The 24,344-nt window shown below is 60.9% G+C and carries 25 protein-coding genes; 16 read left to right on the top strand and 9 right to left on the bottom strand.

Going from position 1 to position 24,344, the window contains the following annotated elements:
- Both L6D81_RS12390 and L6D81_RS12385 read right to left on the bottom strand, forming a co-directional pair.
- Nucleotides 1–588 (bottom strand): hypothetical protein, encoded by a 588-nt coding sequence (locus L6D81_RS12390; protein ID WP_236179809.1) that lies wholly within the window; start codon nt 586–588, stop codon nt 1–3.
- A 69-nt stretch (nt 589–657) separates the two neighbouring features.
- A complete protein-coding gene (locus L6D81_RS12385) occupies nt 658–1,269 on the bottom strand; it encodes a zinc metalloprotease (protein WP_236179807.1) in 612 nt (203 codons plus the stop codon).
- Nucleotides 1,270–1,772: 503 nt separating this feature from the next.
- On the opposite strand from L6D81_RS12385, the gene purE reads away from it, so the two are divergent.
- From purE to L6D81_RS12365, 4 genes are all read left to right on the top strand, one after another.
- Nucleotides 1,773–2,264 (top strand): 5-(carboxyamino)imidazole ribonucleotide mutase, encoded by a 492-nt coding sequence (gene purE, locus L6D81_RS12380; RefSeq protein ID WP_236179805.1) that lies wholly within the window; start codon nt 1,773–1,775, stop codon nt 2,262–2,264.
- A gap of 10 nt (nt 2,265–2,274) precedes the next feature.
- Nucleotides 2,275–3,357: a 5-(carboxyamino)imidazole ribonucleotide synthase gene (locus tag L6D81_RS12375; RefSeq protein ID WP_236179803.1), complete on the top strand. Its 1,083-nt coding sequence runs from the start codon at nt 2,275–2,277 to the stop codon at nt 3,355–3,357.
- Nucleotides 3,358–3,470: 113 nt separating this feature from the next.
- Entirely contained in the window at nt 3,471–3,716 is a 246-nt protein-coding gene (locus L6D81_RS12370) for a GlsB/YeaQ/YmgE family stress response membrane protein (protein ID WP_003229635.1), read from the top strand.
- Nucleotides 3,717–3,819: 103 nt separating this feature from the next.
- Nucleotides 3,820–4,356: a DUF3299 domain-containing protein gene (locus L6D81_RS12365; protein WP_236179801.1), complete on the top strand. Its 537-nt coding sequence runs from the start codon at nt 3,820–3,822 to the stop codon at nt 4,354–4,356.
- Between the two features lie 50 nt (nt 4,357–4,406).
- Here the strand turns inward: L6D81_RS12365 and L6D81_RS12360 are convergent, their stop codons facing one another.
- Both L6D81_RS12360 and L6D81_RS12355 read right to left on the bottom strand, forming a co-directional pair.
- The gene (locus tag L6D81_RS12360) at nt 4,407–5,306 is read right to left on the bottom strand and encodes a D-hexose-6-phosphate mutarotase (protein ID WP_236179799.1); all 900 of its coding nucleotides are present in this window, start codon (nt 5,304–5,306) and stop codon (nt 4,407–4,409) included.
- Nucleotides 5,307–5,363: 57 nt separating this feature from the next.
- On the bottom strand, nt 5,364–5,768 hold the full coding sequence (locus L6D81_RS12355) for an acyl-CoA thioesterase (RefSeq protein WP_003229628.1): 405 nt from the start codon (nt 5,766–5,768) through the stop codon (nt 5,364–5,366).
- 377 nt (nt 5,769–6,145) lie between these two features.
- On the opposite strand from L6D81_RS12355, the gene L6D81_RS12350 reads away from it, so the two are divergent.
- From L6D81_RS12350 to L6D81_RS12315, 8 genes are all read left to right on the top strand, one after another.
- Entirely contained in the window at nt 6,146–7,444 is a 1,299-nt protein-coding gene (locus tag L6D81_RS12350) for an MFS transporter (RefSeq protein WP_236179797.1), read from the top strand.
- A gap of 238 nt (nt 7,445–7,682) precedes the next feature.
- Entirely contained in the window at nt 7,683–8,684 is a 1,002-nt protein-coding gene (locus tag L6D81_RS12345; RefSeq protein WP_236179795.1) for a phosphate ABC transporter substrate-binding protein PstS, read from the top strand.
- A gap of 424 nt (nt 8,685–9,108) precedes the next feature.
- Complete coding sequence (locus L6D81_RS12340; protein ID WP_236180100.1) at nt 9,109–11,142, top strand: ABC transporter permease subunit; 2,034 nt, start codon at nt 9,109–9,111, stop codon at nt 11,140–11,142.
- A gap of 16 nt (nt 11,143–11,158) precedes the next feature.
- Nucleotides 11,159–12,829, top strand: coding sequence for a phosphate ABC transporter permease PstA (gene pstA / locus L6D81_RS12335; protein ID WP_236179793.1), 1,671 nt, complete (start codon nt 11,159–11,161; stop codon nt 12,827–12,829).
- Between the two features lie 82 nt (nt 12,830–12,911).
- Nucleotides 12,912–13,745 carry a phosphate ABC transporter ATP-binding protein PstB gene (gene pstB, locus L6D81_RS12330; RefSeq protein ID WP_042561817.1) on the top strand — a complete coding sequence of 278 codons (834 nt, stop codon included), beginning with the start codon at nt 12,912–12,914 and terminating at the stop codon, nt 13,743–13,745.
- Nucleotides 13,746–13,819: 74 nt separating this feature from the next.
- Nucleotides 13,820–14,581, top strand: coding sequence for a phosphate signaling complex protein PhoU (gene phoU, locus L6D81_RS12325; RefSeq protein ID WP_007954334.1), 762 nt, complete (start codon nt 13,820–13,822; stop codon nt 14,579–14,581).
- 177 nt (nt 14,582–14,758) lie between these two features.
- On the top strand, nt 14,759–15,715 hold the full coding sequence (locus tag L6D81_RS12320) for a response regulator (protein ID WP_236179791.1): 957 nt from the start codon (nt 14,759–14,761) through the stop codon (nt 15,713–15,715).
- Between the two features lie 183 nt (nt 15,716–15,898).
- Entirely contained in the window at nt 15,899–16,795 is an 897-nt protein-coding gene (locus L6D81_RS12315) for a peptidoglycan DD-metalloendopeptidase family protein (RefSeq protein ID WP_007954336.1), read from the top strand.
- A gap of 6 nt (nt 16,796–16,801) precedes the next feature.
- Here the strand turns inward: L6D81_RS12315 and L6D81_RS12310 are convergent, their stop codons facing one another.
- The 3 genes from L6D81_RS12310 to phoB form a co-directional block, all read right to left on the bottom strand.
- Entirely contained in the window at nt 16,802–18,142 is a 1,341-nt protein-coding gene (locus L6D81_RS12310) for a hemolysin family protein (RefSeq protein ID WP_236179789.1), read from the bottom strand.
- 111 nt (nt 18,143–18,253) lie between these two features.
- Entirely contained in the window at nt 18,254–19,576 is a 1,323-nt protein-coding gene (phoR, locus tag L6D81_RS12305) for a phosphate regulon sensor histidine kinase PhoR (protein ID WP_276574209.1), read from the bottom strand.
- A gap of 38 nt (nt 19,577–19,614) precedes the next feature.
- Nucleotides 19,615–20,304, bottom strand: a complete 690-nt coding sequence (gene phoB, locus L6D81_RS12300) for a phosphate regulon transcriptional regulator PhoB (RefSeq protein WP_003229608.1) — start codon at nt 20,302–20,304, stop codon at nt 19,615–19,617.
- 151 nt (nt 20,305–20,455) lie between these two features.
- Here phoB and L6D81_RS12295 point away from each other — a divergent pair, with 151 nt between their 5' ends.
- Complete coding sequence (locus L6D81_RS12295) at nt 20,456–20,848, top strand: COG4315 family predicted lipoprotein (RefSeq protein ID WP_236179786.1); 393 nt, start codon at nt 20,456–20,458, stop codon at nt 20,846–20,848.
- Between the two features lie 47 nt (nt 20,849–20,895).
- On the opposite strand, the gene ubiA is transcribed toward L6D81_RS12295, so the two are convergent.
- Together ubiA and L6D81_RS12285 are read right to left on the bottom strand one after the other, a co-directional pair.
- Nucleotides 20,896–21,786 (bottom strand): 4-hydroxybenzoate octaprenyltransferase, encoded by an 891-nt coding sequence (gene ubiA / locus L6D81_RS12290; protein WP_236179784.1) that lies wholly within the window; start codon nt 21,784–21,786, stop codon nt 20,896–20,898.
- Entirely contained in the window at nt 21,786–22,337 is a 552-nt protein-coding gene (locus tag L6D81_RS12285; protein WP_236179772.1) for a chorismate lyase, read from the bottom strand. Before L6D81_RS12285 ends, ubiA begins: the two co-directional genes overlap by 1 nt.
- A 199-nt stretch (nt 22,338–22,536) precedes the next feature.
- Here L6D81_RS12285 and L6D81_RS12280 point away from each other — a divergent pair, with 199 nt between their 5' ends.
- The 3 genes from L6D81_RS12280 to L6D81_RS12270 all read left to right on the top strand — a co-directional run bounded on the left by L6D81_RS12280 (nt 22,537) and on the right by L6D81_RS12270 (nt 24,337).
- The gene (locus tag L6D81_RS12280; RefSeq protein WP_007954349.1) at nt 22,537–22,704 is read left to right on the top strand and encodes a rubredoxin; all 168 of its coding nucleotides are present in this window, start codon (nt 22,537–22,539) and stop codon (nt 22,702–22,704) included.
- Between the two features lie 21 nt (nt 22,705–22,725).
- Nucleotides 22,726–23,874, top strand: a complete 1,149-nt coding sequence (locus L6D81_RS12275) for an NAD(P)/FAD-dependent oxidoreductase (protein WP_236179770.1) — start codon at nt 22,726–22,728, stop codon at nt 23,872–23,874.
- Between the two features lie 190 nt (nt 23,875–24,064).
- The gene (locus L6D81_RS12270; protein WP_236179768.1) at nt 24,065–24,337 is read left to right on the top strand and encodes an HU family DNA-binding protein; all 273 of its coding nucleotides are present in this window, start codon (nt 24,065–24,067) and stop codon (nt 24,335–24,337) included.
- The last annotated feature ends 7 nt before the right edge of the window (nt 24,338–24,344 follow it).

Below are 24,344 nucleotides of genomic sequence, written 5' to 3'. Positions count from 1 at the left end.
TCAGCCTTTAGTGGCCAAATGGTTTTTTATGTTCTCCCGGTTTTTCTGGCTGAAGCTGTAACAAATGGATCTGAGCGGGTGGACTTGCGGGGTCATATATGTTTCGCACCACCAGCCGTTGTATTGAATTTCCGAATCTTCATGGCGGGCGCCCAGCAAGTGTCCGACTTCGTGACCAACATTAAGCCGGCTGGTCAGTGAGGCAATTGCAAAGTTACCGGTGTTGAGTGGAGGCCACAGCAGTGCGGCGCCTGCGGTATTCCCATTCAGGTTGTCCTTCGTCAGCAGAACGACCTTATCCAGGGGGCCAATCGGGAAGCCTTCAGCCTTGGCCTCTTCCAGGTATTTACGCCCCAGCGTTTCCCAGCTTCTCAAGGTCCGGAGTGGGTCATTACCTTTGTAGTTGAACTGGCTATAGGGGGCGCCCCTGCCAAAAACAGCGTTGAATTTTCGATCGATAAAACTTTCCAGTTCCTGCACAAAAGGATGGAAGTGATCGGCATAAATGGTTTTCATCGTACTCGCCGGTAAGTCATCGTGAACGATGGCGAAGATATTGATGTTTCGTTTGCTATTGACTGTCGTCATTTGTTAGTCCTTTTTTAAATGATCCCTATATGGTCAAATGCGAGCGTTTGTGGGGGCGGCAGGTTTGCATCAGTCCGCTTCTTCTTCGGGGGGCGGCAACTCGAGAAAAAATGGAATCCAATTGTCCAGATAGTTGCGAATGTTCTCTCTGTTTTTATCACTGAAGCGCTTGGCTTCGCTTCGAAGCGGTGAGAACCCATCATTATTCATGATTGTTTCGCTCCACCAGCCGTTGTACAGGACTTCACTGTCTTCATGGGTCGCGCCGAACATGTGGCCTGCTTCGTGAGCAGCGGTCCCGTCACCTCTTGTCGAGGCAATAGCCGCGAACCCCCCGGGTTGGGCAACTCCAGCTACATCACTGTTTATATTGTCGCGGGTTAGCAATAAATACTTGTTGAATTTTATGTGCAAGCCTCCCAGTCGTTCGGGGCCGAGATGGTTTATTAATTTTCCTATCCAACCGCCCAAAGAATGGTCGGAAGATACGTTCTTATAATCAAAATCACTCAAGGCCTTTGCTTCTGAAGGGGTGAACATGTTGATTGATATCTTGCGGCCGGAGAGTTTCTGGATTTCATCGGCGAACCAGGAGAAATGAGTTTTGTACAAGCCAAGCCTGCTGTGGTTCGCTAGGTCTTCATGGATGAAGACATTCAATGTTAGAGGTTGTTCTGACATCTTTAAATCCTTTTAAATTTACGGGTTGATAGCAGGCAGGTGTGGAAGCTGTCGACTGCCTGCCAATGGGGTTTTTCGGAAGTGTTTTTAATAGATATCTGTTGTTGTGCGATATAAGTATTTTTTGTTGTTTGGTCGGTTTGCTGTTTTTAAGTCTGTGGTGGGTTGTATATCATTTAATTTTTATTATGGCTTTGAGAGAAGTTTTGAATTTCATTGCATGAAGTTATTCGGAGGTTCGAATGCGTTCTCGATTCACCCCGTTGACCCTGCTTCTCGCCTGAAAAATCGAAGCGATTTTCTTGAACGGCGAGTCAGTAAAATGTGTGGTTCTGGGCAGATGACAGATGGTCGCGACGGGGGCTGTTTATTGCTTTCTTTGCGGTATACTGCGCGGCCTTCGGCCGGTTCGTCCGGCCATTTTTCCTACAACAAGCCACGCACTCTGCGTGGCTTGTTGTTTTTGACGCGCCTGCGGGCGCCCAGAGAGAAGAGGCGCGACGATGAGTGCACTGGTTGGCGTGATCATGGGCTCCAAGTCCGATTGGTCCACCCTTAGCCACACCGCCGATATGCTGGAAAGGCTCGGCATCCCGTACGAGGTCAAGGTGGTCTCTGCCCACCGCACCCCGGATCTGCTGTTCCAGTACGCCGAAGAGGCTGAAGGCCGCGGCATCGAGGTGATCATCGCCGGTGCCGGTGGCGCAGCCCATCTGCCAGGCATGTGTGCGGCCAAGACCCACCTGCCGGTGCTGGGCGTGCCGGTGCAGTCGGCCATGCTCTCAGGCGTCGACTCGCTGCTGTCGATCGTGCAGATGCCGGCCGGCATTCCGGTTGCCACCCTGGCCATCGGCAAGGCCGGCGCGATCAACGCTGCGCTGTTGTCGGCGAGCATCCTGGGCGCCAAGCATCCACAATTCCACGCGGTACTGAAAACCTTCCGTGCCGAGCAGACAGACAGCGTCCTGGACAATCCAGACCCACGTATTGCCTGAGGTTGTTGAGATGAAGATCGGTGTAATCGGTGGCGGCCAGTTGGGTCGCATGTTGGCCCTGGCGGGCACCCCGCTGGGCATGAACTTCGCTTTCCTCGACCCTGCGCCGGACGCTTGCGCCGCTGCGCTGGGCGAACACCTGCAGGCCGATTACGGCGATCAGGATCATCTGCGCCAGTTGGCCGATGAGGTCGATCTGGTGACCTTCGAGTTCGAAAGCGTCCCGGCGGAAACCGTAGCCTTCCTTTCGCAATTCGTGCCGGTCTATCCGAGCGCCGAAGCCCTGCGCATCGCTCGCGATCGCTGGTTCGAAAAGAGCATGTTCAAGGACCTGGGGATTCCGACCCCGGCCTTCGCCGACATCCAGTCGCAAGCCGACCTGGACGCCGCCGTCGCGTCGATCGGTCTGCCGGCCGTGCTGAAAACCCGCACTCTGGGTTACGACGGCAAGGGCCAGAAGGTCCTGCGCAAGCCGCAGGACGTGGTCGGAACGTTCGCCGAGCTGGGCAGCGTGCCTTGCCTGCTGGAAGGCTTCGTGCCATTCACTGGCGAAGTGTCGCTGATCGCCGTGCGCGCCCGCGATGGCGAGACGAAATTCTACCCGCTGGTGCACAACACCCACGACAGCGGCATCCTCAAGCTATCGGTCGCCAGCTCCGATCACCCGCTGCAGGCTTTGGCCGAAGATTATTCCAGCCGTGTGCTCAAGCAGCTGGAATATGTCGGTGTGATGGCGTTCGAGTTCTTTGAAGTCGACGGTGGCCTCAAGGCCAACGAAATCGCCCCGCGCGTGCACAACTCCGGGCACTGGACCACCGAAGGCGCCGAGTGCAGCCAGTTCGAAAACCACCTGCGGGCCGTCGCCGGTCTGCCGCTGGGTTCGACCGCCAAGGTCGGCGAGAGCGCGATGCTCAACTTCATCGGCGTCGTTCCGCCGGTTGAAAAAGTCATCGCCATCGACGATTGCCACCTGCATCACTACGGCAAGGCCTTCAAGGCCGGGCGCAAGGTCGGTCATGCCAACCTGCGCTGCAAGGACAAGGCGACGCTCGAGCAACAGATCCTCAAGGTTGAAGCACTGATCGCCGAGTAACGACAGTTTCATCTGGCAGCGGCGGAACCATTGCGGGGCCGCCGTTCTCTGATGGCAGGATGCGAAAGTCTGGCTAGGCTTCATCGCATATCTACTATTCAGAGGGAAATGCCATGGGAATTATCGGAACCATCTTTATCGGCCTCATCGTTGGCCTGCTGGCGCGGTTCCTGAAACCGGGCGATGACAGCATGGGCTGGATCATGACCATCCTGCTCGGTATCGGCGGTTCGCTGGCAGCCACCTACGGCGGCCAGGCTCTGGGCATCTATCAGGCGGGTCAGGGCGCAGGCTTCATCGGCGCGCTGGTTGGTGCCATCGTATTGCTGGTGATCTACGGCCTGATCAAAAAGAACTGATCCAAAGCGACAAAGCCCTCTCCGCCAATCCGGTGGGGAGGGCTAGAATGCTCGGCGATTCAGCGTTCCCTCCTTATTCGAGCATCCTTTACCGAGCACCTTCATGCGCCGTTTTCTGTTGACTCTCCTTTTGCTGGGCAGCGGTCTGGCCCACGCCGGCGAACTGCCGGAAACCGACTGGCTGGAACTGATGCCCAAGTCGGACCAGAAGGCCCTCGAGGCCATGCCTGAAATCGACCACAACTCCCCGGAAGCCACCGGCACCTTCACCCAGAAAGGCGGGATGAAGCAGGCCAAGGGTTTGCCGGCGGTGATGTATTCGACCAAGACCGTGGCGTCGATGAATGACAAACACATCCGCATCGGCGGTTATCCGGTGCCGCTGGAATCCGACGCCAAGGGGCGCAGCACACTGTTCTTCCTCGTGCCGTATCCGGGCGCCTGCATCCACGTGCCGCCACCGCCACCGAATCAACTGGTGCTGGTGCGCTATCCGAAAGGCTTGAAGCTGGATGACATCTACACGCCGCTGTGGGTGACCGGCACGCTGAAGATCGAAAAGGTCAGCAATGACCTGGCCGATGCGGCGTATGCGCTGGAAGCGGACAAGGTGCGGGTGGTGCAGGAGTCGGATCTGTAATACACAGCCGCAAACGAAAATCGCAGCCCCGGGGCTGCGATTTTTTGTGTTCAGAGTGGCTGGCTGCCGATGCGGACACCCATCGTGTGACTAGCGCCCGGTGCCAGTGTCACGACATCGTTCATCACGTTCGCCGTTTCGATGCACAGCATGCGTTGCCAGCCGTCGTTGTCCATGTCGGTCAACGCTGCCGCGCGGTCGATCCACGGGTTCCAGATCACCGCCGTGCGCGAGCCGGTAGCCGTCAGCACAATGCGCCGCTCCCAGGCCGGGTCGACGATGCTCAGCTGCGGCGGGGCGTCGAGGTAGATGCGGTCGGTTTCGCCGGCAAAGTGCAGGTCGCCTTGCTGGGTGCAGGTCTTCCAGTCGTCCAGGGTCTCGATGTAGTTCAAGCCATCGACGCCGGCGACGCGCACGTTGCGCACATCGCTGACGGAAAAATAGGTGTGCAACGCCTGACTGAGGCTGACGGTGTCGTTGCCACGGTTGTGGCTGGTCAGGCTGAACTGCAATTGCTCGGACAAATGCAGGGTCAGCGTCAGGTCGACCTGATGCGGCCAGCCCGGCAGTCCGCCTTCGGGGTTGGGCAGGCTGAATTCGACCTTGACGCCGTCAGCCTCTGATTCGATGCCGCCCAGCTCCCAATCCATTGCCCGCACCAGACCGTGCGCGGGGGCCGGTTGCGCACCTGTGTACATGGACTGCACGCTCTGCGGGTTGCGTTCGAACTTGCCGAACCACGGCCAGCACACCGGCACGCCGGCGCGGATGCTCTGGCCGGTCTTGAACACGGCCTTGTCGTTGAGCCAGATCAGCGGCGGCTGGCCGTCCACCTGATAACTGAGGATGTGCGCGCCTTGCTGGGCCACCAGCACTTCGGCCTGACCGTGACGGATGCGCCAGCAGTTCAGTTCATCCAGTTTCACGGCTTCAACGTTGGGCGTGTTCATGGGACAACTCTCGATCAGCAACTTGGACGACTATCGACCGTGAAACGGCCGCGAGGTTTAACGTGCGCGTGGCGGAACCGAACGGGTGCGACCGCTGCCATCGATGGCGACGAACACGAACACTGCTTCGGTCACTTTACGCCACTCGCTGGACAGCGGATCGTCGCTCCACACCTCGACCATCATCTGGATCGAGCTGCGGCCGATCTCCAGGGTCTGGGTATAAAAGGACAATTGCGCACCGACAGCCACCGGCACCAGGAACGCCATGCGGTCGATGGCAACGGTCGCGACGCGGCCACCGGCAACACGGCTGGCCATGGCAGTGCCGGCCAGGTCCATCTGCGCCACCAGCCAGCCGCCGAAAATATCGCCAAAGCCGTTGGTTTCGCGGGGAAGCGCGGTGATTTGCAAAGCCAGGTCGCCTTGCGGGATCGGATCTTCTTGTTCGAGCTCTATCATGCCGGGGGGGCCTCTGACCCGTGACTCTTCGTGGATGCTGCTGGTGGTAGCCGTCTTCGGGAAAAACGATTCAGCACCGAACATACTACGTTCGTCACGTTTTCCATCAGGCGCCTAAGGAGAAACTCTGCGAAACCGGCTAATCCCGAGCAAGGGTCGGGCCAACGACGTTTTCGCACAGCAACCCCTTACAAACCGGAGCAAGGTTGCGAGTATATCGGTCGGTAGACTCCGCGACGACCGTCCGGTTCTCATTTCGACCGGCAAATACGCGCCTCTATGTGCTTTTTCGAACAATTTGCTATGGTGCCGAACCTGCCCGAGCCACAGCCAGCGTTGTTGTGGCGGCAGATCCGACTATAAGAGAAGACCTTGCCATGACCACAGCGCCCTCGAGCCTCGCGCAGCCCGACCAACCCGCACGACCGTTGACCCGCAATGACTACAAGACTCTGTCGCTATCGGCCCTGGGGGGCGCGCTGGAGTTTTACGATTTCATCATTTTCGTGTTCTTCGCCACCGTGGTCGGCAAGTTGTTCTTCCCGGCCGACATGCCCGAGTGGCTGCGCCTGATGCAGACCTTCGGCATCTTCGCCGCCGGCTACCTCGCGCGGCCGCTGGGGGGGATTGTCATGGCGCACTTCGGCGACCTGCTGGGGCGCAAGAAGATGTTCACCCTGAGCATTTTCATGATGGCCGTGCCGACCCTGATCATGGGCCTGCTGCCGACCTACGCGCAGATCGGCCTGTGGGCGCCGATCCTGCTGCTGTTGATGCGGGTGATCCAGGGCGCAGCGATTGGCGGTGAGGTGCCGGGGGCGTGGGTCTTCGTTTCCGAACACGTACCCGGAAAGCACATCGGCTACGCCTGCGGCACCCTGACCAGCGGCCTGACGGCGGGTATCCTGCTCGGCTCGCTGGTCGCCACGGCGATCAACAGCATTTATACGCCTGTGGAAGTGGCGGATTACGCCTGGCGGATCCCGTTCCTGCTCGGCGGTGTGTTCGGTCTGTTTTCGGTCTACCTGCGTCGCTGGCTACACGAGACCCCGGTGTTCGCCGAGCTGCAACTGCGCAAGGCCCTGGCCGAAGAAGTGCCGCTGCGTGCGGTGCTGCGTGACCATCGCGGGGCGATCGCGGTGTCGATGCTGCTGACCTGGCTGCTGTCCGCCGGCATCGTCGTGGTGATCCTGATGACCCCGACCGTGCTGCAGACGGTCTATCACTTCTCGCCGACCACCGCGCTGCAATCCAACAGCCTGGCGATCGTGTTCCTGAGCTTCGGTTGCATCATTTCTGGTGCATTGGCCGATCGCTTCGGCGCCGGTCGCGTGTTTGTCTTCGGCTGCGCGGCGCTGCTGGCCAGTTCCTGGATCTTCTATCACAGCCTCGCCGATCACCCGAACTGGCTGTTCCCGCTGTACGCGCTGACCGGTTTCCTGGTTGGCACCATCGGCGCGGTGCCGTATGTGATGGTGAAGGCGTTCCCGCCGGTGGTGCGTTTCAGCGGTCTGTCCTTCTCTTATAACGTCGCTTACGCGATCTTTGGCGGCCTGACCCCAATGGTGGTCAGCCTGCTGCTGAAAGAAAGCGCGATGGGGCCTGCCTACTATGTGGCGGTGCTGTGCGGGATGGGGATCCTGGTCGGCGCCTGGCTGTGGAGCAAGGGTCGCTAACCCCCCTCACACTGATCGCTCCCGCGCTCCCGCGTGGGAATGCATCCTGTGACGCTCCGCGTCACGTCTTGAAGCGGACACGGAGCGTCCATGGCGGCGTTTCCACGCAGAGCGTGGGAACGATCTGTCACGACATGCTGGCCTTTCATCCAATTGTCATATTTCAGCCATAGAGTGTTCACACGGCCTGCTGATACTTGGCCCCGACTTAACACACCCTATCTGCTAGGAGTAAGGCATGAAACTGAAGCGTTTGATGGCGGCAATGACTTTTGTCGCTGCTGGCGTTGCAACTGCCAACGCGGTTGCCGCTGTTGACCCTGCTATCCCGAGCTACACCAAGACCACTGGTGTGTCGGGCAACCTGTCCAGCGTCGGTTCCGATACCCTGGCCAACCTCATGACCCTCTGGGCTGAGAACTACAAAAAAGAATACCCGAACGTAAACATCCAGATTCAGGCCGCTGGCTCCGCCACCGCGCCACCTGCGCTGACTGAAGGCACCTCCAACCTGGGCCCGATGAGCCGCAAGATGAAGGACACCGAACTGGCGGCCTTCGAACAGAAATACGGCTACAAGCCAACCGCTATCCCGGTTGCCGTGGACGCCCTGGCTGTTTTCGTGCACAAGGACAACCCGATCCAGCACCTGACCATGGAACAGGTTGACGCGATCTTCTCGTCCACCCGTCTGTGCGGCGCCAAAGCCGACGTGAAAACCTGGGGCGATCTGGGCGTGACCGGCGACCTGGCGAACAAGCCGGTTCAACTGTTCGGTCGCAACTCGGTATCCGGCACCTACGGCTACTTCAAGGAAGAAGCCCTGTGCAAAGGCGACTACAAGCCTAACGTCAACGAGCAACCAGGCTCGGCTTCGGTCGTGCAGTCGATCAGTTCCTCGCTGAACGGCATCGGTTACTCGGGCATTGGCTACAAGACCGCCAGCGTGAAAACCGTGGCCCTGGCCAAGAAAGGCAGCTCGGACTTCATCGAGGACACCGAAGAAAACGCCCTGAACGGCAAGTACCCGCTGTCGCGTTTCCTGTACGTATACGTCAACAAAGCCCCGAACAAGCCTCTGGCCCCGCTGGAAGCCGAGTTCGTGAAACTGGTTCTGTCGAAACAGGGCCAGGAAGTTGTGGTGAAAGATGGCTACATCCCATTGCCAGCCAAGGTTGCTGCAAAAGCATTGGCTGACCTGGGTCTGAAGGAAGGCGGCGCTGAAGTCGCAAAAAAGTAACAAACTGAGTCAGGGGTGAGCCCCGCCTGACTCCCGTGTGGGGCCCGGCCCGCAAGCGGCCCGGACCCCACACTCCCCGAATTCTTCTATCCACTGCCAGTGCCCTGCTGGCGGCGGATTTGGTGCGTCACTGCATTGTCATCTTTCTGTCATACAGGATCGCTAGGGTGTGCGCATGAATGATCTGGCCAATTCCAAAATGACTACGAACCCTCCCAAGCGCATTGACTTCAATACGCCTGAGTTGCAACGCAAGCGCCGCATTCGCGCGCTCAAGGATCGCTTCACCCGCTGGTACGTCCTCGTCGGCGGGCTGGCGGTGCTGGCAGCCATCACCCTGATCTTCTTCTTCCTCGCCTACGTGGTCGCGCCGCTGTTCAAAGGGGCTGACCTGACTGCGAAAGATGCAATCACCCCGGCCTGGATGCAGGACGCCGGCAAGCCGCTGATGATTTCGCTCGAAGAGCAGAATCAGGTGGCCATGCGCGTTTCCGACAAGGGCCAGGCGCTGTTCTTCGACATCGACAGTGGCGCTGAATTGAAGCGCGTCGATCTGCCCCTGCCGGCAGGCGCCAGCGTGACCTCTATCGGTGAAGACCAGCCGGGCCATCCGCTGGTGGCCGTGGGCCTGTCCAACGGTCAGGCGCTGGTGTTCCGTCACACTTATAAAGTCAGCTACCCGGATGGCAAGAAAACCATCACCCCGGCCATCGAGTATCCGTATGGCGATGCACCGATCGCGCTGAACGAAAGCGGCGGCGCGCTGGAGCATGTGAGCCTCAACGCTACCGATTCGACCCTGATGCTGGTCGGCTCCACCGGTTCGCAACTCAATGTGCTTTCGCTGACCAGCGAAGAAAACATGATGACCGGCGAAGTCACCAACGAGCAGAAGCGTATCGACCTGCCGCAGATGACCGAGCCTGTGAAAAACATCTTCGTCGACCCGCGCCAGCAATGGCTGTACGTGGTCAACGGTCGTGCCCAGGCCGACGTGTTCAGCCTGCGCGACAAGAGCCTCAACGGTCGCTACAAACTGCTGGAAAACGGCGAAGCCGAAGTCACCGCCGCCACGCAACTGGTGGGTGGCATCTCGCTGATCGTCGGTGACTCCAAAGGTGGCCTGGCCCAGTGGTTCATGGCCCGCGACACCGATGGCGAGCTGCGCCTGAAGCAGATCCGTACCTTCCAGATGGGCACCACGCCGATCGTTGAAATTACCGCCGAAGAACGTCGCAAGGGCTTCCTGGCCCTGGATGCCAGCGGCAAGCTCGGCGTGTTCCACAGCACCGCGCATCGCACCTTGCTGGTCGATCAGGTGGTCGAGGGCCCGGGCCTGTTCGGTCTGTCGCCACGCGCCAACCGAGTGATCGTCGAAGCCGGCGGCAAGCTGCAACCGTTGCTGCTCGACAACCCGCACCCGGAAGTCTCCTGGAGCGCACTGTGGAGCAAGGTCTGGTACGAGAACTACGACGAGCCTAAGTACGTCTGGCAATCGACTGCTGCCAACACCGATTTCGAACCGAAACTGAGCCTCTCGCCACTGACCTTCGGCACCCTGAAAGCCGCGTTCTACGCGATGCTGCTGGCTGCACCGCTGGCCGTCGCCGCGGCGATCTACACCGCGTACTTCATGGCCCCGGGCATGCGCCGCAAGGTCAAACCGGTGATCGAACTGATGGAAGCGATGCCGACGGTGATCCTCGGCTTCTTCGCCGGTCTGTTCCTGGCGCCGTATGTGGAAGGGCATCTGCCCGGCATCTTCAGCCTGCTGATGCTGCTGCCGATCGGCATCCTGGTCGCCGGTTTCACCTTCAGCCGCCTGCCTGAATCGATCCGCCTGAAAGTCCCGGACGGCTGGGAAAGTGCGCTGCTGATTCCGGTGATCCTGTTCGTGGGCTGGCTGTCGCTGTACATGAGCCCGTTCATGGAAAACTGGTTCTTCGGCGGTGACATGCGCATGTGGATCTCCCACGACCTGGGCATCACCTACGACCAGCGCAACGCTCTGGTGGTCGGTCTGGCCATGGGTTTTGCGGTGATCCCGAACATCTACTCGATCGCCGAAGACGCCGTGTTCAGCGTGCCGCGCGGCCTGACCCTGGGCTCGCTGGCCCTCGGTGCCACGCCGTGGCAGACCATGACTCGCGTGGTGATCCTGACCGCCAGCCCGGGCATCTTCTCGGCGCTGATGATCGGCATGGGCCGTGCGGTCGGCGAAACCATGATCGTGCTGATGGCCACCGGCAACACCCCGGTCATGGAAATGAACCTGTTCGAAGGCCTGCGCACCCTGGCCGCCAACGTCGCGGTGGAAATGCCGGAGTCGGAAGTCGGCGGCAGCCACTACCGCGTGCTGTTCCTCTCGGCGCTGGTGCTGCTGTTGTTCACCTTCGTCATGAACACCCTCGCGGAACTGATTCGTCAGCGTCTGCGCAAGAAATACTCGTCGCTTTAAGCAAAGGTAGAAGTCTGTGAAACAGAACTCCCTGAAAGGATGGTTCAAGAGCGGCGCCCCCGGCGTCTGGATCAGCGGCGGCGCGGTGTCCATCGCGGTCATCATGACCATTGGCCTGCTGGCGGTGATCGCCGTGCGCGGTCTGGGTCACTTCTGGCCGGCGGACCTGATCCACGCCAGCTATGACGTACCGGGCCAGGGCCAGCATCTGGTCGTGGGCGAAGTGGTGCAGAAAGAAGAAGTGCCGCGCGCCCGTCTCAAGAGCGCCGGCCTGCCGGTACCGGACGAAGGTCCGGAATTCATGACCCGCGAGCTGATCAAGGTCGGCAACCGTGACCTGAACGGCAACGACTTCACCTGGATCGTCGGCGAGTGGCTGACCGACCAGAAAAATCCGCCGGAGTTGATGGCGCTGGAGCGTCGCGAGTGGGGCAACTTCTACGGCTACCTGGTCAACGTCAAACAGGACGGCAAGGTGATCGCCGAAGGCGAAGCGGCCTGGCCTGAGCTGCAAGCGCGGATCAACCGCGTGAACGGCCTCGCCGCGCAGCTCAAGTCGCTGGAAAAAAGCGACATCGGCGCGATCAACGCCGGCCTTGAGCGCATCCGTCTGCACGGTCGCAAGCTGGAGCTGGAAGGCAAGCTCGACGCCACCGCGCAAGCGGACATGGAGTCCGAGCGCGCCGAGCTGAACGCCCGCTATCAGGACATCGAAGCCCGTCTGGCCGATCTGCATGCGCAGTTCAACCGTGATGCGCTGACCGCCCGTGATGCCAACGGCAAGGAAATCGAAATCGGCCTGGGCAAAGTGGTTCACGCCTACCAGCCGAACGCGATGGGTACGTTCACCAAGATCGGTTTCTACTTCAGCAAGGTCTGGGAGTTCCTGTCCGACGACCCGCGTGAAGCGAACACCGAAGGCGGGATCTTCCCGGCGATTTTCGGCACCGTGATGATGACCCTGATCATGGCGATGATCGTGACCCCGTTCGGCGTGCTGGCGGCGGTGTACCTGCGTGAATACGCCAGGCAGAACACCCTGACCCGGGTGATCCGGATCGCGGTGAACAACCTGGCCGGTGTTCCGGCGATTGTTTACGGCGTGTTTGGCCTGGGCTTCTTCGTCTACGTGCTGGGTGGCTCGCTCGACCGTCTGTTCTTCCCGGAAGCGCTGCCGGCGCCGACCTTCGGTACGCCGGGTCTGCTCTGGGCTTCGTTGACCCTGGCGCTGCTGGCGGTGCCGGTGGTGATCGTGGCCACCGAAGAAGGTCTGGCGCGTATCCCGCGCACCGTGCGTGAAGGCTCGCTGGCCCTCGGCGCGACCAAGGCTGAAACCCTGTGGAAGATCGTTCTGCCGATGGCCAGCCCGGCGATGATGACCGGCATGATCCTCGCCGTGGCTCGCGCCGCCGGTGAAGTGGCGCCGCTGATGCTGGTGGGTGTGGTGAAACTGGCGCCGTCGCTGCCGGTGGATGGCAATTACCCGTACCTGCACCTGGATCAGAAGATCATGCACCTGGGCTTCCACATCTATGACGTCGGCTTCCAGAGCCCGAACGTCGAAGCCGCGCGGCCGCTGGTGTACGCCACGGCGCTGCTGCTGGTGCTGGTGATCGCCACCCTGAACCTGTCGGCGGTGTACATCCGTAACCACCTGCGCGAGAAGTACAAGGCGCTGGACAGCTGATCGCCGTCACAAGAATTGAAGGGCTGCCGGCCTGTATCCCGGCAGTCAACCGAACCGAATTTGTTAGCACAGGGGATCTCCCATGCAGCACGAAACACATACCCACGGCATCAACATGTCTGCCTTGGGCCGCGACAAGCAGAGCCTGAACCTCGAGCAGGAAACCGTAGCCATCGAAGTGCCGGGCCTGAGCCTGTACTACGGCGAGAAACAGGCGCTGTTCGACGTCAGCATGAACATCCCGAAACAGCGCGTGACCGCCTTCATCGGCCCGTCCGGCTGCGGCAAGTCCACGCTGCTGCGTACCTTCAACCGTATGAACGACCTGGTGGACGGCTGCCGCGTCGAAGGCGCGATCAACCTGTACGGCAACAACATCTACCGCAAGGGCGAAGACGTGGCCGAGCTGCGTCGCCGGGTCGGCATGGTGTTCCAGAAGCCGAACCCGTTTCCCAAGACCATCTATGAAAACGTGGTCTACGGCCTGCGCATCCAGGGCATCAACAAGAAGCGCATCCTCGACGAAGCTGTCGAGTGGGCGTTGAAAGGCGCGGCCTTGTGGGACGAAGTGAAGGACCGTCTGCATGAATCGGCCCTCGGCCTGTCCGGTGGTCAGCAACAGCGTCTGGTGATCGCCCGTACCATCGCCGTGGAACCGGAAGTGCTGCTGCTCGACGAACCGTGCTCGGCCCTTGACCCGATTTCGACCCTGAAAGTCGAAGAGCTGATCTACGAGCTCAAATCCAAGTTCACCATCGTCATCGTGACCCACAACATGCAGCAGGCGGCGCGGGTGTCCGACTACACGGCGTTCATGTACATGGGCAAACTGGTGGAATTCGGCGACACCGATACCCTGTTCACCAATCCGGCCAAGAAGCAGACCGAAGACTACATCACCGGTCGTTACGGCTAGCAGACACTGGTTGTCGCTCACTGAATTGACGCTGCGGCCCGCCGCACCTTACCGGACGCTCCAAGGACGCCAACATGATTAGTAAAGAAGGCCTTACCCATCACATTTCCGCGCAGTTCAACGCCGAACTGGAAGAAGTGCGCAGCCACCTGCTGGCCATGGGCGGGCTGGTCGAGAAGCAGGTCAACGACGCGGTCACCGCGCTGATCGAGGCCGACTCGGGCCTGGCCCAGCAAGTGCGCGAGATCGACGACCAGATCAACCAGATGGAACGCAACATCGACGAAGAATGCCTGCGCATTCTGGCCCGTCGTCAGCCGGCGGCGTCCGACCTGCGGTTGATCATCAGCATCTCCAAGTCGGTGATCGACCTGGAGCGCATCGGCGATGAAGCGACCAAGATCGCCCGGCGTGCGATCCAGCTGTGCGAAGAAGGCGAAGCGCCGCGCGGTTACGTTGAGGTTCGTCACATCGGCGATCAGGTGCGCAACATGGTGCGTGATGCGCTGGACGCCTTTGCCCGCTTCGACGCCGATCTGGCGTTGTCGGTGGCGCAGTACGACAAGATCATCGACCGCGAATACAAGACCGCCCTGCGCGAGCTGGCGACCTACATGATGGAAGACCCACGCTCTATCTCGCGGGTCTTGAGCATTATCTGGGTGCTGCGTTCGCTGGAGCGGATCGGCGACCACGCGCGAAACATCTCGGAGCTGGTGATTTACCTGGTGCGCGGCACTGACGTGCGCCACATGGGCCTCAAGCGCATGAAGGAAGAAGTTGAAGGGACAAGTGGCGAAACCGCTAATGTTCCGGGCGATGCTGACGATAAGTAAGATTGCCTGAGAAAAGCGCCCGGCCCTTTGGCCGGGCGTTTTTGTTTCTGCTTTTCATAGGCAGAACCGAATTAAAAAGCAGCACCCGCGAACGAAAAGTCCCGGCGTGACTGAAGAGTTTTGGCAATGTGCCATCAGCCAGCGTTATGCTTGCCGGGATTTTAATAGGGGTGTTGGATGAGCAAGATCAGTGTGTTGGTCGTGGACGATGCATCGTTCATTCGTGACCTGGTGAAAAAGTGCCTGCGTAATTACTTCCCGGGGATCCGCACCGAGGATGCCATCAACGGCAAGAAGGCCCAGGCCATGCTGGCCAAGGAAGCCTTCGACCTGGTGCTGTGCGACTGGGAAATGCCGGAAATGTCCGGCCTCGAACTGCTGACCTGGTGCCGCGAGCAGGACAATCTCAAGACCATGCCGTTCATCATGGTCACCAGCCGTGGCGACAAGGAAAACGTGGTGCAGGCGATCCAGGCCGGCGTCACCGGTTACGTCAGCAAGCCGTTCACCAACGAGCAGTTGCTGACCAAGGTCAAGCAGGCCCTGAACAAAGTCGGCAAGCTCGACACCCTGATGAACAGCGCCCCGACCAAGATGAACTCGGCGTTCGGCAACGACTCCCTGAGCGCGTTGACCGGCGGCAAGGCTGCGGTCGTCGGTTCCGCACCGGCGGCGGCTCCCGTGAATCCGTTTGCCAAGCCTGCTGCTGTGGCCCCGGCACCTGCCGCCGCGCCACAGCGTGGCCTGCTCAACAGCCCGCCGGTGAAAGCTCCGGCAGCGTCCAGCGCCCCGGCCGGCGGTCGCGGTCAGGGCCAACTGCGCCTGCCGAGCGGCACCCAGCAATGCGTGATCAAGGCCCTGAGTATCAAGGAAGCGCTGCTGGTGGTGAAACGCACCGACACCCTGCCGCAGATCCTCGACAGCGCCGTGCTCGATCTGGAGCAGGGCGACAACGCCGAAATCGCCCGCCTCAACGGCTACCTGCACGCCGTCGTCGCCCACGAGCCGAAACCCGACAGCGACTGGCTGCAACTGACCTTCCGCTTCGTCGACCAGGACGCGCAGAAACTCGACTACATCTCCCGTCTGATCGCCCGCGGCACGGCGCAGAAGCACTTCGTTCCGGGCGCGTGATCTTCGTCGCCTGACATTGATCGTTCCCACGCTCCGCGTGGGAATGCCTCAAGGGACGCTCCGCGTCCCCCACGCAAAGCGTGGGAACGATCATTCACGCCATTTTGAAACATCTGTCGACTAGCCTGGTCTGCTTCAGCTGCTAGGCTCATTCCCAGGCCTTACTCGACAGAATTTTTGCCCATGCCCCTGCGCCTGCTGTTTTTCTGTGGTCTGTTCATGGCCTCCACCTCGACGGTGGCCATGACGATCTACAAGTCCACCGATGCCAACGGAGTGGTTTCGTACAGCGACCGTCCGAGCAAAGGCTCCCAGGTGTTCGTGTTTCAGGACCGGATGGTCGAGCGCCTCGAGCGCCAGGTCTATCTTGACATCAAGAAGCAGAAGGGCGCGGACGTGGTGTTCGTGCGCAACGACCTGTATGCGCCGGTCGAGGTGGCACTGGCGTTTACCGGAATGAGCAACGTACGTGGCGCACCGGCGCAAACGATCCGCCGGGTGCTGCCGGCGCGCAGCAATACGCGGCTGGCGTTGCTGACGGCGGTGTCCGGCGGCAAACCGCTGGTGTACACGCCGATGTTCCAGTATTCCCTTGGTGATCCGGCTGGCGCGGCTCAGGGCTATCGCTACCCGTTTCCGTGGCGTGGCGGGCCGTTTCGTCTGAGCCAGGGTGCCAATGGCGATTACAGCCACTTCGGGCCGAAGAACAAATACGCGATGGACATCGCCATGCCGGTCGGTACCCCGATCATCGCGGCGCGCGCCGGTGTGGTGGTGAAGACCGAAAACTCCCAGAACGGACGCGGCACCGATCCGTCCGGCAACTTCGTGCGGATCCTGCACGACGACGGCACGATGGGCGTGTACCTGCATCTCAAGCAAGGGTCGGTGAGCGTGCGCGAGGGGCAACGGGTGGCGGTGGGCAGTCCGCTGGCGCTGTCCGGCAACACCGGCAACAGCAGCGGTCCGCACCTGCACTTCGTGGTGCAGCGCAATACCGGGATGGGGCTGGTGTCGATTCCGTATCAGTTCAACCAGCCGCTGGGGGCGTTGCCCAACTTTGCGTTGGGCAAGCAGTAGACCCCGTCAGTCGAGCATCAGCACTTTGGCCAGAACGATCTTCGGACCTTTCATCTTCTTGATGATGATCCGCAGGCCTTCGACTTCCAGCACTTCTTCCTCTTCCGGTACCCGTTTCAGGGTTTCGTAGATCAGCCCGGCGAGGGTTTCGGCTTCGATGTGGTCCAGATCGATCCCCAGCAGGCGCTCGACCTTGAACAGCGGCGTATCGCCCCGCACCAGCAGTTTGCCCGGCTGGTAGGCGAGGATGCCGCGCTCGGCCTTGCGGTGTTCGTCCTGGATGTCGCCGACCAGCACTTCCAGCACGTCTTCCATGGTCAGGTAACCGATGATGTTACCGTCGGCCTCTTCGACTACGGCGAAGTGCGAGCCACCCTTGCGGAACTGCTCCAGCAGCTGCGACAGCGGCATGTGCCGCGACACGCGCTCCAGCGGGCGGGTCAGCTCGGCGAGGTTGAACGACTCGGGGATGTGATCCAGCGCCGCCAGTTCCAGCAGCAGATCCTTGATGTGCAGCAAGCCGACGAATTCCTTGCGCTCGCTGTCGTACACCGGATAACGGCTGAACTTGTGGCGGCGGAACATCGCCAGGATTTCTTTCAGCGGGGCGTTGAACTCGAGGGTGATCAGGTCTTCGCGGGAGTTGGCCCAGTCGACCACTTCCAGTTCGCCCATTTCCACTGCCGAGGCCAGCACGCGCATGCCCTGGTCGCTCGGGTCCTGGCCACGGCTGGAGTGCAGGATCAGTTTCAGTTCTTCACGGCTGTAATGGTGCTCGTGGTGCGGGCCGGGCTCACCTTGCCCTGCGATGCGCAGGATGGTGTTGGCGCTGGCGTTGAGCAAGTAGATCGCCGGGTACATGGCCCAGTAGAACAGGTACAGCGGCACCGCCGTCCACAGCGACAGCAGCTCGGGTTTGCGGATCGCCCAGGATTTGGGGGCGAGCTCGCCGACCACGATGTGCAGGTACGAAATGATGAAGAACGCGGTGAAGAACGAGATGCCTTTGACGACTTCCGCCGACTGCACGCCGACCGCGCTCAGCAGCGGTTCGAGAATGTGCGCGAACGCCGGCTCGCCGACCCAGCCCAGGCCGAGGGAGGCGAGGGTGATACCGAGCTGGCACGCCGAGAGATAAGCATCGAGCTGACTGTGCACCGTGCGCAGGATGTGCCCGCGCCAGCCGTGCTGTTCAGCGATGGCTTCGACCCGGGTCGAGCGCAGTTTGACCATGGCGAACTCCGCTGCAACGAAGAAGCCGTTGAGCAGAACCAGGATCAGAGCGAAAAGAATCATGCCGAAATCGGCGAATATTGTTGCGAGGGACAAGCCAGGGGAAGGGTCCATGATGGAGTTTTGCGGGTTCCGTGTGGTTCGAAAGAAAGAAAAATCCGCACCTGAAAGGCAGGCGCAAGTCAGCCAATGTAGCGGCTGACCTGGCGATTGCCTAGTCCGGCATTACTCAGCGGCGCTGATGACCCTTGCCTCAGCGACCTGAGCCGGCGCGAAATGGCAGGTGAACGTGCTGCCGTGGCCGGGCACGCTGCTGATCTCCATCCGGGCGCGATGGCGCAGCAGTACGTGTTTGACGATGGCCAGGCCAAGGCCCGTGCCGCCGGTGTTGGAGTTACGGCTGGAGTCGACGCGGTAGAAGCGTTCGGTCAGGCGCGGCAGGTGCTTGCTGTCGATGCCGATCCCGGAGTCCTGCACGCTCAGGTGCGCACCCTGATCGTCGCCCCACCAGCGGATGCGGATATTGCCCTCGGCCGGGGTGTATTTGACGGCGTTGAACACCAGGTTGGAAAACGCACTGCGCAGTTCCGCCTCGCTGCCCTTGAGCAGGATGCGGGTGTCGGCTTCCAGGGTGATGCGCTGATTCTTCGAGCCGGACAGCTGCTGCGCGTCGCTCTTGATCGACTGCAACAAGGTGTCGATGTGCACCGGCTGGTTGTCCGACGGGTAATCGGTGGCTTCCAGTTTGGCCAGCAACAGCAGGTCGTTGAGCAGGGTCTGCATGCGTCCGCCCTGTTGCTGCATCTGTTGCAGGGCGCGGCTCCAGCGCGGGTTCACTTCCTCGACGTTGTCGAGCAGGGTTTCCAGGTAGCCGCAGATCACCGTCAGCGGGGTGCGCAGTTCATGGGAGACGTTGGCGATGAAGTCTTTGCGCATCTGTTCCAGCTGATGGATGCGCGTGACGTCGCGCACCAGCATCAAGTGTTCGTTGTTGCCGTAGCGCGTGAGGTACAGCTGAATGCGTACGCGGTCGTTGGTCGGCGAGGGGATTTCCAGCGGTTCGGCGTAGCTTTCCTGCTCGAAGTATTCCTTGAAGCGCGGATGGCGAACCAGGTTGGTCACCGGTTGACCGCTGTCCTGCGGGGTTTTCAAGCCGAGCAGGGTTTCGGCGGCGCGGTTCCACCATTCCAGGTTGCCGTCGCTGTCGAGCATGATCACCGCGTCTTTCAGCGCGGCGGTGGACTCCTGAACGCGGTCGATCACCGCTTGCAGGCGTCCGCGTACCCGCTGGTCGCGGCGTTGCAGGTGGTAGATGCTGTCGAACACCTCGCCCCACAGGCCGTAGCCATCGGGCGGTGCTTCATCGGGTTGGTGCAGGCGCAGCCATTCGTGCAGGCGCAGCAGTTGCTTGAGCGTCCAGGCCAGGTACAGGCCCAGGCCCGCCGCCAGACTCCAGCCGTAATAACCGGTGATCAGGCCGATCACCAGGCAGCCGGTGACCAGCAACAGCATGTGGCGAATCAGGGTGCCATGCCAGTTTTGGTTCACGGAAAATGCGGTCCTTGTCTACGGGGCTGGCGCTCGGCTCAGGCTTTGGTGGAGAACCGGTAGCCGGTGCCGCGCACGGTTTGTACCAGATTTTCGTAGGCGTCGCCGAGGGCCTTGCGCAGACGCCGGATGTGCACGTCGACGGTGCGCTCTTCAACATAGACGTTGCCGCCCCAGACCTGGTCCAGCAACTGGCCACGGGTGTAGGCGCGTTCCTGATGGGTCATGAAGAATTGCAGCAGTCGGTATTCGGTCGGGCCCATCTCGGCCGGACGGCCGTCGATGGTCACGCGGTGGCTGATCGGGTCGAGCAGCAGGCCGCCGACTTCGATCGGCGCTTCGCCATCGGTCGGGCCGGCGCGACGCAGTACGGCCTTGAGGCGTGCCACCAGCTCGCGTGGGGAAAACGGTTTGGTGATGTAGTCGTCGGCGCCGACTTCCAGGCCCTGGATCTTGTTGTCCTCTTCGCCCTTGGCGGTGAGCATGATGATGGGGATGTCCCCGGTCAGCTCGTCACGCTTGAGGCGGCGGGCCAGCTCGATGCCGGAGGTGCCGGGCAGCATCCAGTCGAGCAGGATCAGGTCCGGCTTGCGGTCGACGATGATGGCGTGGGCCTGCTGCGAGTTTTCTGCCTCGAGGCAGTCATAGCCGGCCATTTCCAACGCAACGGCGATCATTTCGCGAATGGGCGCTTCGTCGTCGACGATCAGAATGCTCCTGCCAACCATGCCTTAATCCTCTTGTCATTTAACTGTCTTGCGCCGCATTAGATAACGGAATTATTGCAGTCGTGTGACAGTATTTTAGTCCAGCGGCGATTGTGCAGATCCTGAACTAAGCTCTAAGTCCGAATCCTGACAACCACAAGAGAAGGTTTCCATGACTCAAATGACTGCTTCCTTCAAAGCACTGCTGATGGCCGCTGCCCTGACTCTGCCTGGACTGGCGATGGCGGCCGAGCCGGCCATGATGAAAGACGGAATGATGGTCGATCACAAGGGCATGACGCTTTATACGTTCGACAAGGACAGTGGCGGCAAGTCGATGTGCAACGACGAGTGCGCCAAGAACTGGCCGCCGCTGATGGCGCCGGCAGATGCCAAGGCTGAAGGCAAATGGACAGTCATCAAACGTGATGACGGCATGATGCAGTACGCCTACGACGGCAAGCCGCTGTACACCTTCGTGAAAGATACGAAGCCTGGAGACATGACTGGCGACAAGATGAAAGATATGTGGCACGTCATCACTAATTCCGGGCCGAAAAAGTAAGCGCACCCGCAGTCAGCCTGCTCCCGTCGCCGGGAGCAGGCGTGTTTTCAGCGCAACGCGTAATCCAGCACGATCCCGACGAAAATCGCCAGCCCGGCCCAGTGGTTGTGCAGGAACGCCTTGAAGCAACGCATCCGGTCCCGGTCACGGGTGTACCAGAACTCCCAGGCGTAGCACCCGGCGGCTACCAGCAGGCCGAGGTGGAACCAGATCCCCAGCTCGAACTTCGACCCGGCCAGCACCAGGCAGCCCAGCGACAGTGCCTGCAAGGTCAGGATGATCACCCGGTCGGCATCGCCGAACAGAATCGCCGTGGATTTAACGCCGATCTTCAGGTCGTCGTCGCGGTCGGTCATCGCGTAATAAGTGTCGTAACCCACCGTCCACAGCAGATTGGCGATCCACAGCAGCCAGGCCGTTGCCGGCAGCTCACCGGTCTCGGCAGTGAACGCCATCGGCATGCCCCAGGAGAACGCCGCGCCCAGCACCAACTGCGGGTAATAGGTGTAGCGCTTCATGAACGGGTACGTGAACGCCAGCGCCAGGCCGCCCAGCGACAGCCAGATCGTCGCGGCGTTGGTGCACAGCACCAGCAGGAAACTCACGCCCATCAGCAGCGCAAAGAACACCAGCGCCTCTTTCGAGCTGATCCTGCCGGCAGCAATGGGTCTTTGCGCCGTGCGTTTGACGTGGCCGTCGACCTTGCGGTCGGCCCAGTCGTTGATTACGCAACCGCCGGCACGGGTCAGTACCACGCCAAGGACGAAAATCACGATATTGGCCAGTGAAGGCGAGCCCTTGCCGGCAATCCACAGGGCCCAGAGCGTCGGCCACAGCAGCAGGTAAATGCCGATCGGCTTGTCCATCCGGGTCAGCTGAATGAAGTCCCAGGCGCGCGGGTTCAAGCGATTCAGGGATTTGAGCAGGCTTTGGTACATCAGCAGTTCTCCGGACGGGCGCGGACGGCTTCCCACAGCGTAGGCAGGAAAATCTCCGCCACCAGCACACTCAAGGCGCCACGGTCGAAACGCGAGCGGCGGCCCCAAAGTCCGACAGCCCGAGAGTCTTCGGGCAACCAACGCTCCGGGTAATGGCAGACTTCGATGGCGCGGCGCTGAAACGCGTGATCGCAAAACAGCAGTTCGCCCAGCGAGCGGCTGCCCAGCTCATCCATGTGCAAGCCATCGCCCTGCAAGGCGCTGCGCGAGGCCACGCTGCGGGCGAACACCCAGGCCTCGCCATGCCCGCGCAGATACACCTCGCGCACCCAGCCCTCGCTGCCTTCGGCCAGGTCCAGGGCGGCGCATTCGTCGTCGCGCAGGGTCTGCCAGCCTTCGAACAGCGGGGTCACGCTGAAACCATCATCGGACAGGCGCGTCAGCCGGCGGGTCAGGGAGCCTTCGTCGAACAGCCAGTCGAGCGTGGATGTGTCGGGGAGAGGTGTCAGGTCGCTTTGCGGGCGCCACAGCGGGGCGTTTGTGTGTTGCACAATGAGTCATTATTGGCAGCAAATGAGGCGGCGAGCTTAACATGCCGAATCACGAGTTTGATTGATCCGGGTCGCCGCTGCGCCGAACAGGCTTGCATCTGCCCGGCTCGATCAGTACAAAACGCCCTGAGCCGGACGGCAACGCTGCACCATCGACCGTCCGCGCCGGATTAAGCCTGAACCCTGAGGAAGTACCTGAATGAAAAAGTGGCAATGTGTGGTCTGCGGCCTGATCTACAACGAAGCTGACGGCTGGCCGGATGACGGCATTGCGCCGGGCACCCTGTGGCAGGACGTACCGGAAGACTGGCTGTGCCCGGACTGCGGCGTCGGCAAGATGGACTTCGAAATGATCGAAATCAACTGAGAAAACACTGAGGAGTAGGGCATGAGCGCACCTGTCGTAATCGTTGGCACCGGGCTTGCGGGTTACAACCTGGCCCGCGAGTTTCGCAAACTCGATGGCGAAACTCCGTTGCTGCTGATTACCGCCGATGACGGTCGCTCCTACTCCAAGCCGATGCTTTCAACCGGCTTCGGCAAGAACAAGGACGCCGACGGTCTGAGCATGGCAGAACCTGGCGCCATGGCCGAGCAACTGAAGGCCGAGATCCGCACCCATACCCGCATCAGCGGCATCGATCCGGGCCACAAGCGTCTTTGGATTGGTGAGGAAGCGGTGAGCTATCGCGACCTGATCCTGGCCTGGGGCGCCGAAACCGTGCGCGTGCCGATCGAAGGCGACGGCGGGGATCTAGTGTTCCCGATCAACGATCTCGAAGACTACGCTCGCTTTCGCGCTGCAGCGGCGGGCAAGCGCCGGGTGTTGTTGCTCGGTGCCGGGCTGATCGGCTGCGAGTTCGCCAATGACCTGATTCTGGGCGGCTACGAGGTGCAACTGGTTGCGCCGTGCGAACAGGTGATGCCGACCCTGCTGCACCCGGCCGCTGCGGCAGCGGTGCAGGCCGGGCTGGAAAGCCTTGGCGCACGTTTTCACCTCGGTCCGGTGCTGACCCGCCTGCAAAAAGTCGCGGATGGGCTGGAAGCGCACCTGTCCGACGGTCAGGTTGTCCCGTGCGATGTGGTGGTCTCGGCCATTGGCCTGCGGCCACGGATCGATCTGGCGGCGGCCGCCGGTATCCAGACCAATCGCGGCGTGGTGGTCGACCGCCGTCTGCAAACCTCGCACGCCAACATTTACGCCTTGGGCGACTGCGCCGAGGTCGATGGGCTGAATCTTCTGTACGTCATGCCCCTCATGAGCTGTGCGCGAGCGCTGGCACAGACCCTGGCCGGCAACCCGACCGTGGTGAACTACGGGCCGATGCCGATCACCGTGAAAACCCCGGTCTGCCCGCTGGTGGTTTCCCCGCCGCCACGGGGCCGCGAGGGTGTCTGGACGGTCGAAGGGCAGGGCGCCGACGTCAAGGTGCTGTGCCACGACGCCGAAGGGCAATTGCTCGGTTATGCCCTGACCGGCGCGGCGGTGATGGAAAAACTTGCGCTGAACAAACAGCTTCCGGCCTTGCTGGCGTAAATACCGGTCGTTCTGTCGGAATCACCCCGCTTTTGCCCCCACAAAGGTCGCGGGGAGACTGGCGCCGCCCTTAACCGCGTGCCATCCTCACTCCCGTCTGCCGCAGAGTAGAGCCTGCGGCGCCTTGGGCGCTGTTCCAACGAGAACAGCACGGACATAACAACAAAAAACCGTCAAAGGGGCTTCACTAATGCGTAAACCAGAACTCGCCGCTGCAATCGCTGAAAAAGCGGATCTGACCAAAGAGCAGGCCAACCGCGTTCTCAATGCCGTTCTCGAAGAAATCACCGGCGCCCTGCACCGCAAGGACAGCGTCACGCTGGTAGGCTTCGGCACCTTCCTGCAACGCCACCGCGGTGCCCGCACCGGCAAAAACCCGCAAACCGGTGAACCGGTGAAGATCAAGGCCAGCAATACTGTTGCGTTCAAGCCAGGCAAAGCGTTGAAAGACAGCGTCAATTAATAATGGC

The organism is Pseudomonas sputi (genome assembly GCF_021603585.1).
GTDB classification, from domain to species: domain Bacteria; phylum Pseudomonadota; class Gammaproteobacteria; order Pseudomonadales; family Pseudomonadaceae; genus Aquipseudomonas; species Aquipseudomonas sputi.
This window is presented reverse-complemented; position numbering and strand designations above follow the sequence as displayed.

Bases quoted from the DNA above. Each gene is read 5' to 3' on its own strand.
- L6D81_RS12390 (WP_236179809.1), bottom strand. From the start codon at position 588: ATGACGACAGTCAATAGCAAACGAAACATCAATATCTTCGCCATCGTT.
- L6D81_RS12385 (WP_236179807.1), bottom strand. From the start codon at position 1,269: ATGTCAGAACAACCTCTAACATTGAATGTCTTCATCCATGAAGACCTA.
- purE (WP_236179805.1), top strand. From the start codon at position 1,773: ATGAGTGCACTGGTTGGCGTGATCATGGGCTCCAAGTCCGATTGGTCC.
- L6D81_RS12375 (WP_236179803.1), top strand. From the start codon at position 2,275: ATGAAGATCGGTGTAATCGGTGGCGGCCAGTTGGGTCGCATGTTGGCC.
- L6D81_RS12370 (WP_003229635.1), top strand. From the start codon at position 3,471: ATGGGAATTATCGGAACCATCTTTATCGGCCTCATCGTTGGCCTGCTG.
- L6D81_RS12365 (WP_236179801.1), top strand. From the start codon at position 3,820: ATGCGCCGTTTTCTGTTGACTCTCCTTTTGCTGGGCAGCGGTCTGGCC.
- L6D81_RS12360 (WP_236179799.1), bottom strand. From the start codon at position 5,306: ATGAACACGCCCAACGTTGAAGCCGTGAAACTGGATGAACTGAACTGC.
- L6D81_RS12355 (WP_003229628.1), bottom strand. From the start codon at position 5,768: ATGATAGAGCTCGAACAAGAAGATCCGATCCCGCAAGGCGACCTGGCT.
- L6D81_RS12350 (WP_236179797.1), top strand. From the start codon at position 6,146: ATGACCACAGCGCCCTCGAGCCTCGCGCAGCCCGACCAACCCGCACGA.
- L6D81_RS12345 (WP_236179795.1), top strand. From the start codon at position 7,683: ATGAAACTGAAGCGTTTGATGGCGGCAATGACTTTTGTCGCTGCTGGC.
- L6D81_RS12340 (WP_236180100.1), top strand. From the start codon at position 9,109: ATGCAGGACGCCGGCAAGCCGCTGATGATTTCGCTCGAAGAGCAGAAT.
- pstB (WP_042561817.1), top strand. From the start codon at position 12,912: ATGCAGCACGAAACACATACCCACGGCATCAACATGTCTGCCTTGGGC.
- phoU (WP_007954334.1), top strand. From the start codon at position 13,820: ATGATTAGTAAAGAAGGCCTTACCCATCACATTTCCGCGCAGTTCAAC.
- L6D81_RS12320 (WP_236179791.1), top strand. From the start codon at position 14,759: ATGAGCAAGATCAGTGTGTTGGTCGTGGACGATGCATCGTTCATTCGT.
- L6D81_RS12315 (WP_007954336.1), top strand. From the start codon at position 15,899: ATGCCCCTGCGCCTGCTGTTTTTCTGTGGTCTGTTCATGGCCTCCACC.
- L6D81_RS12310 (WP_236179789.1), bottom strand. From the start codon at position 18,142: ATGGACCCTTCCCCTGGCTTGTCCCTCGCAACAATATTCGCCGATTTC.
- phoB (WP_003229608.1), bottom strand. From the start codon at position 20,304: ATGGTTGGCAGGAGCATTCTGATCGTCGACGACGAAGCGCCCATTCGC.
- L6D81_RS12295 (WP_236179786.1), top strand. From the start codon at position 20,456: ATGACTCAAATGACTGCTTCCTTCAAAGCACTGCTGATGGCCGCTGCC.
- ubiA (WP_236179784.1), bottom strand. From the start codon at position 21,786: ATGTACCAAAGCCTGCTCAAATCCCTGAATCGCTTGAACCCGCGCGCC.
- L6D81_RS12280 (WP_007954349.1), top strand. From the start codon at position 22,537: ATGAAAAAGTGGCAATGTGTGGTCTGCGGCCTGATCTACAACGAAGCT.
- L6D81_RS12275 (WP_236179770.1), top strand. From the start codon at position 22,726: ATGAGCGCACCTGTCGTAATCGTTGGCACCGGGCTTGCGGGTTACAAC.
- L6D81_RS12270 (WP_236179768.1), top strand. From the start codon at position 24,065: ATGCGTAAACCAGAACTCGCCGCTGCAATCGCTGAAAAAGCGGATCTG.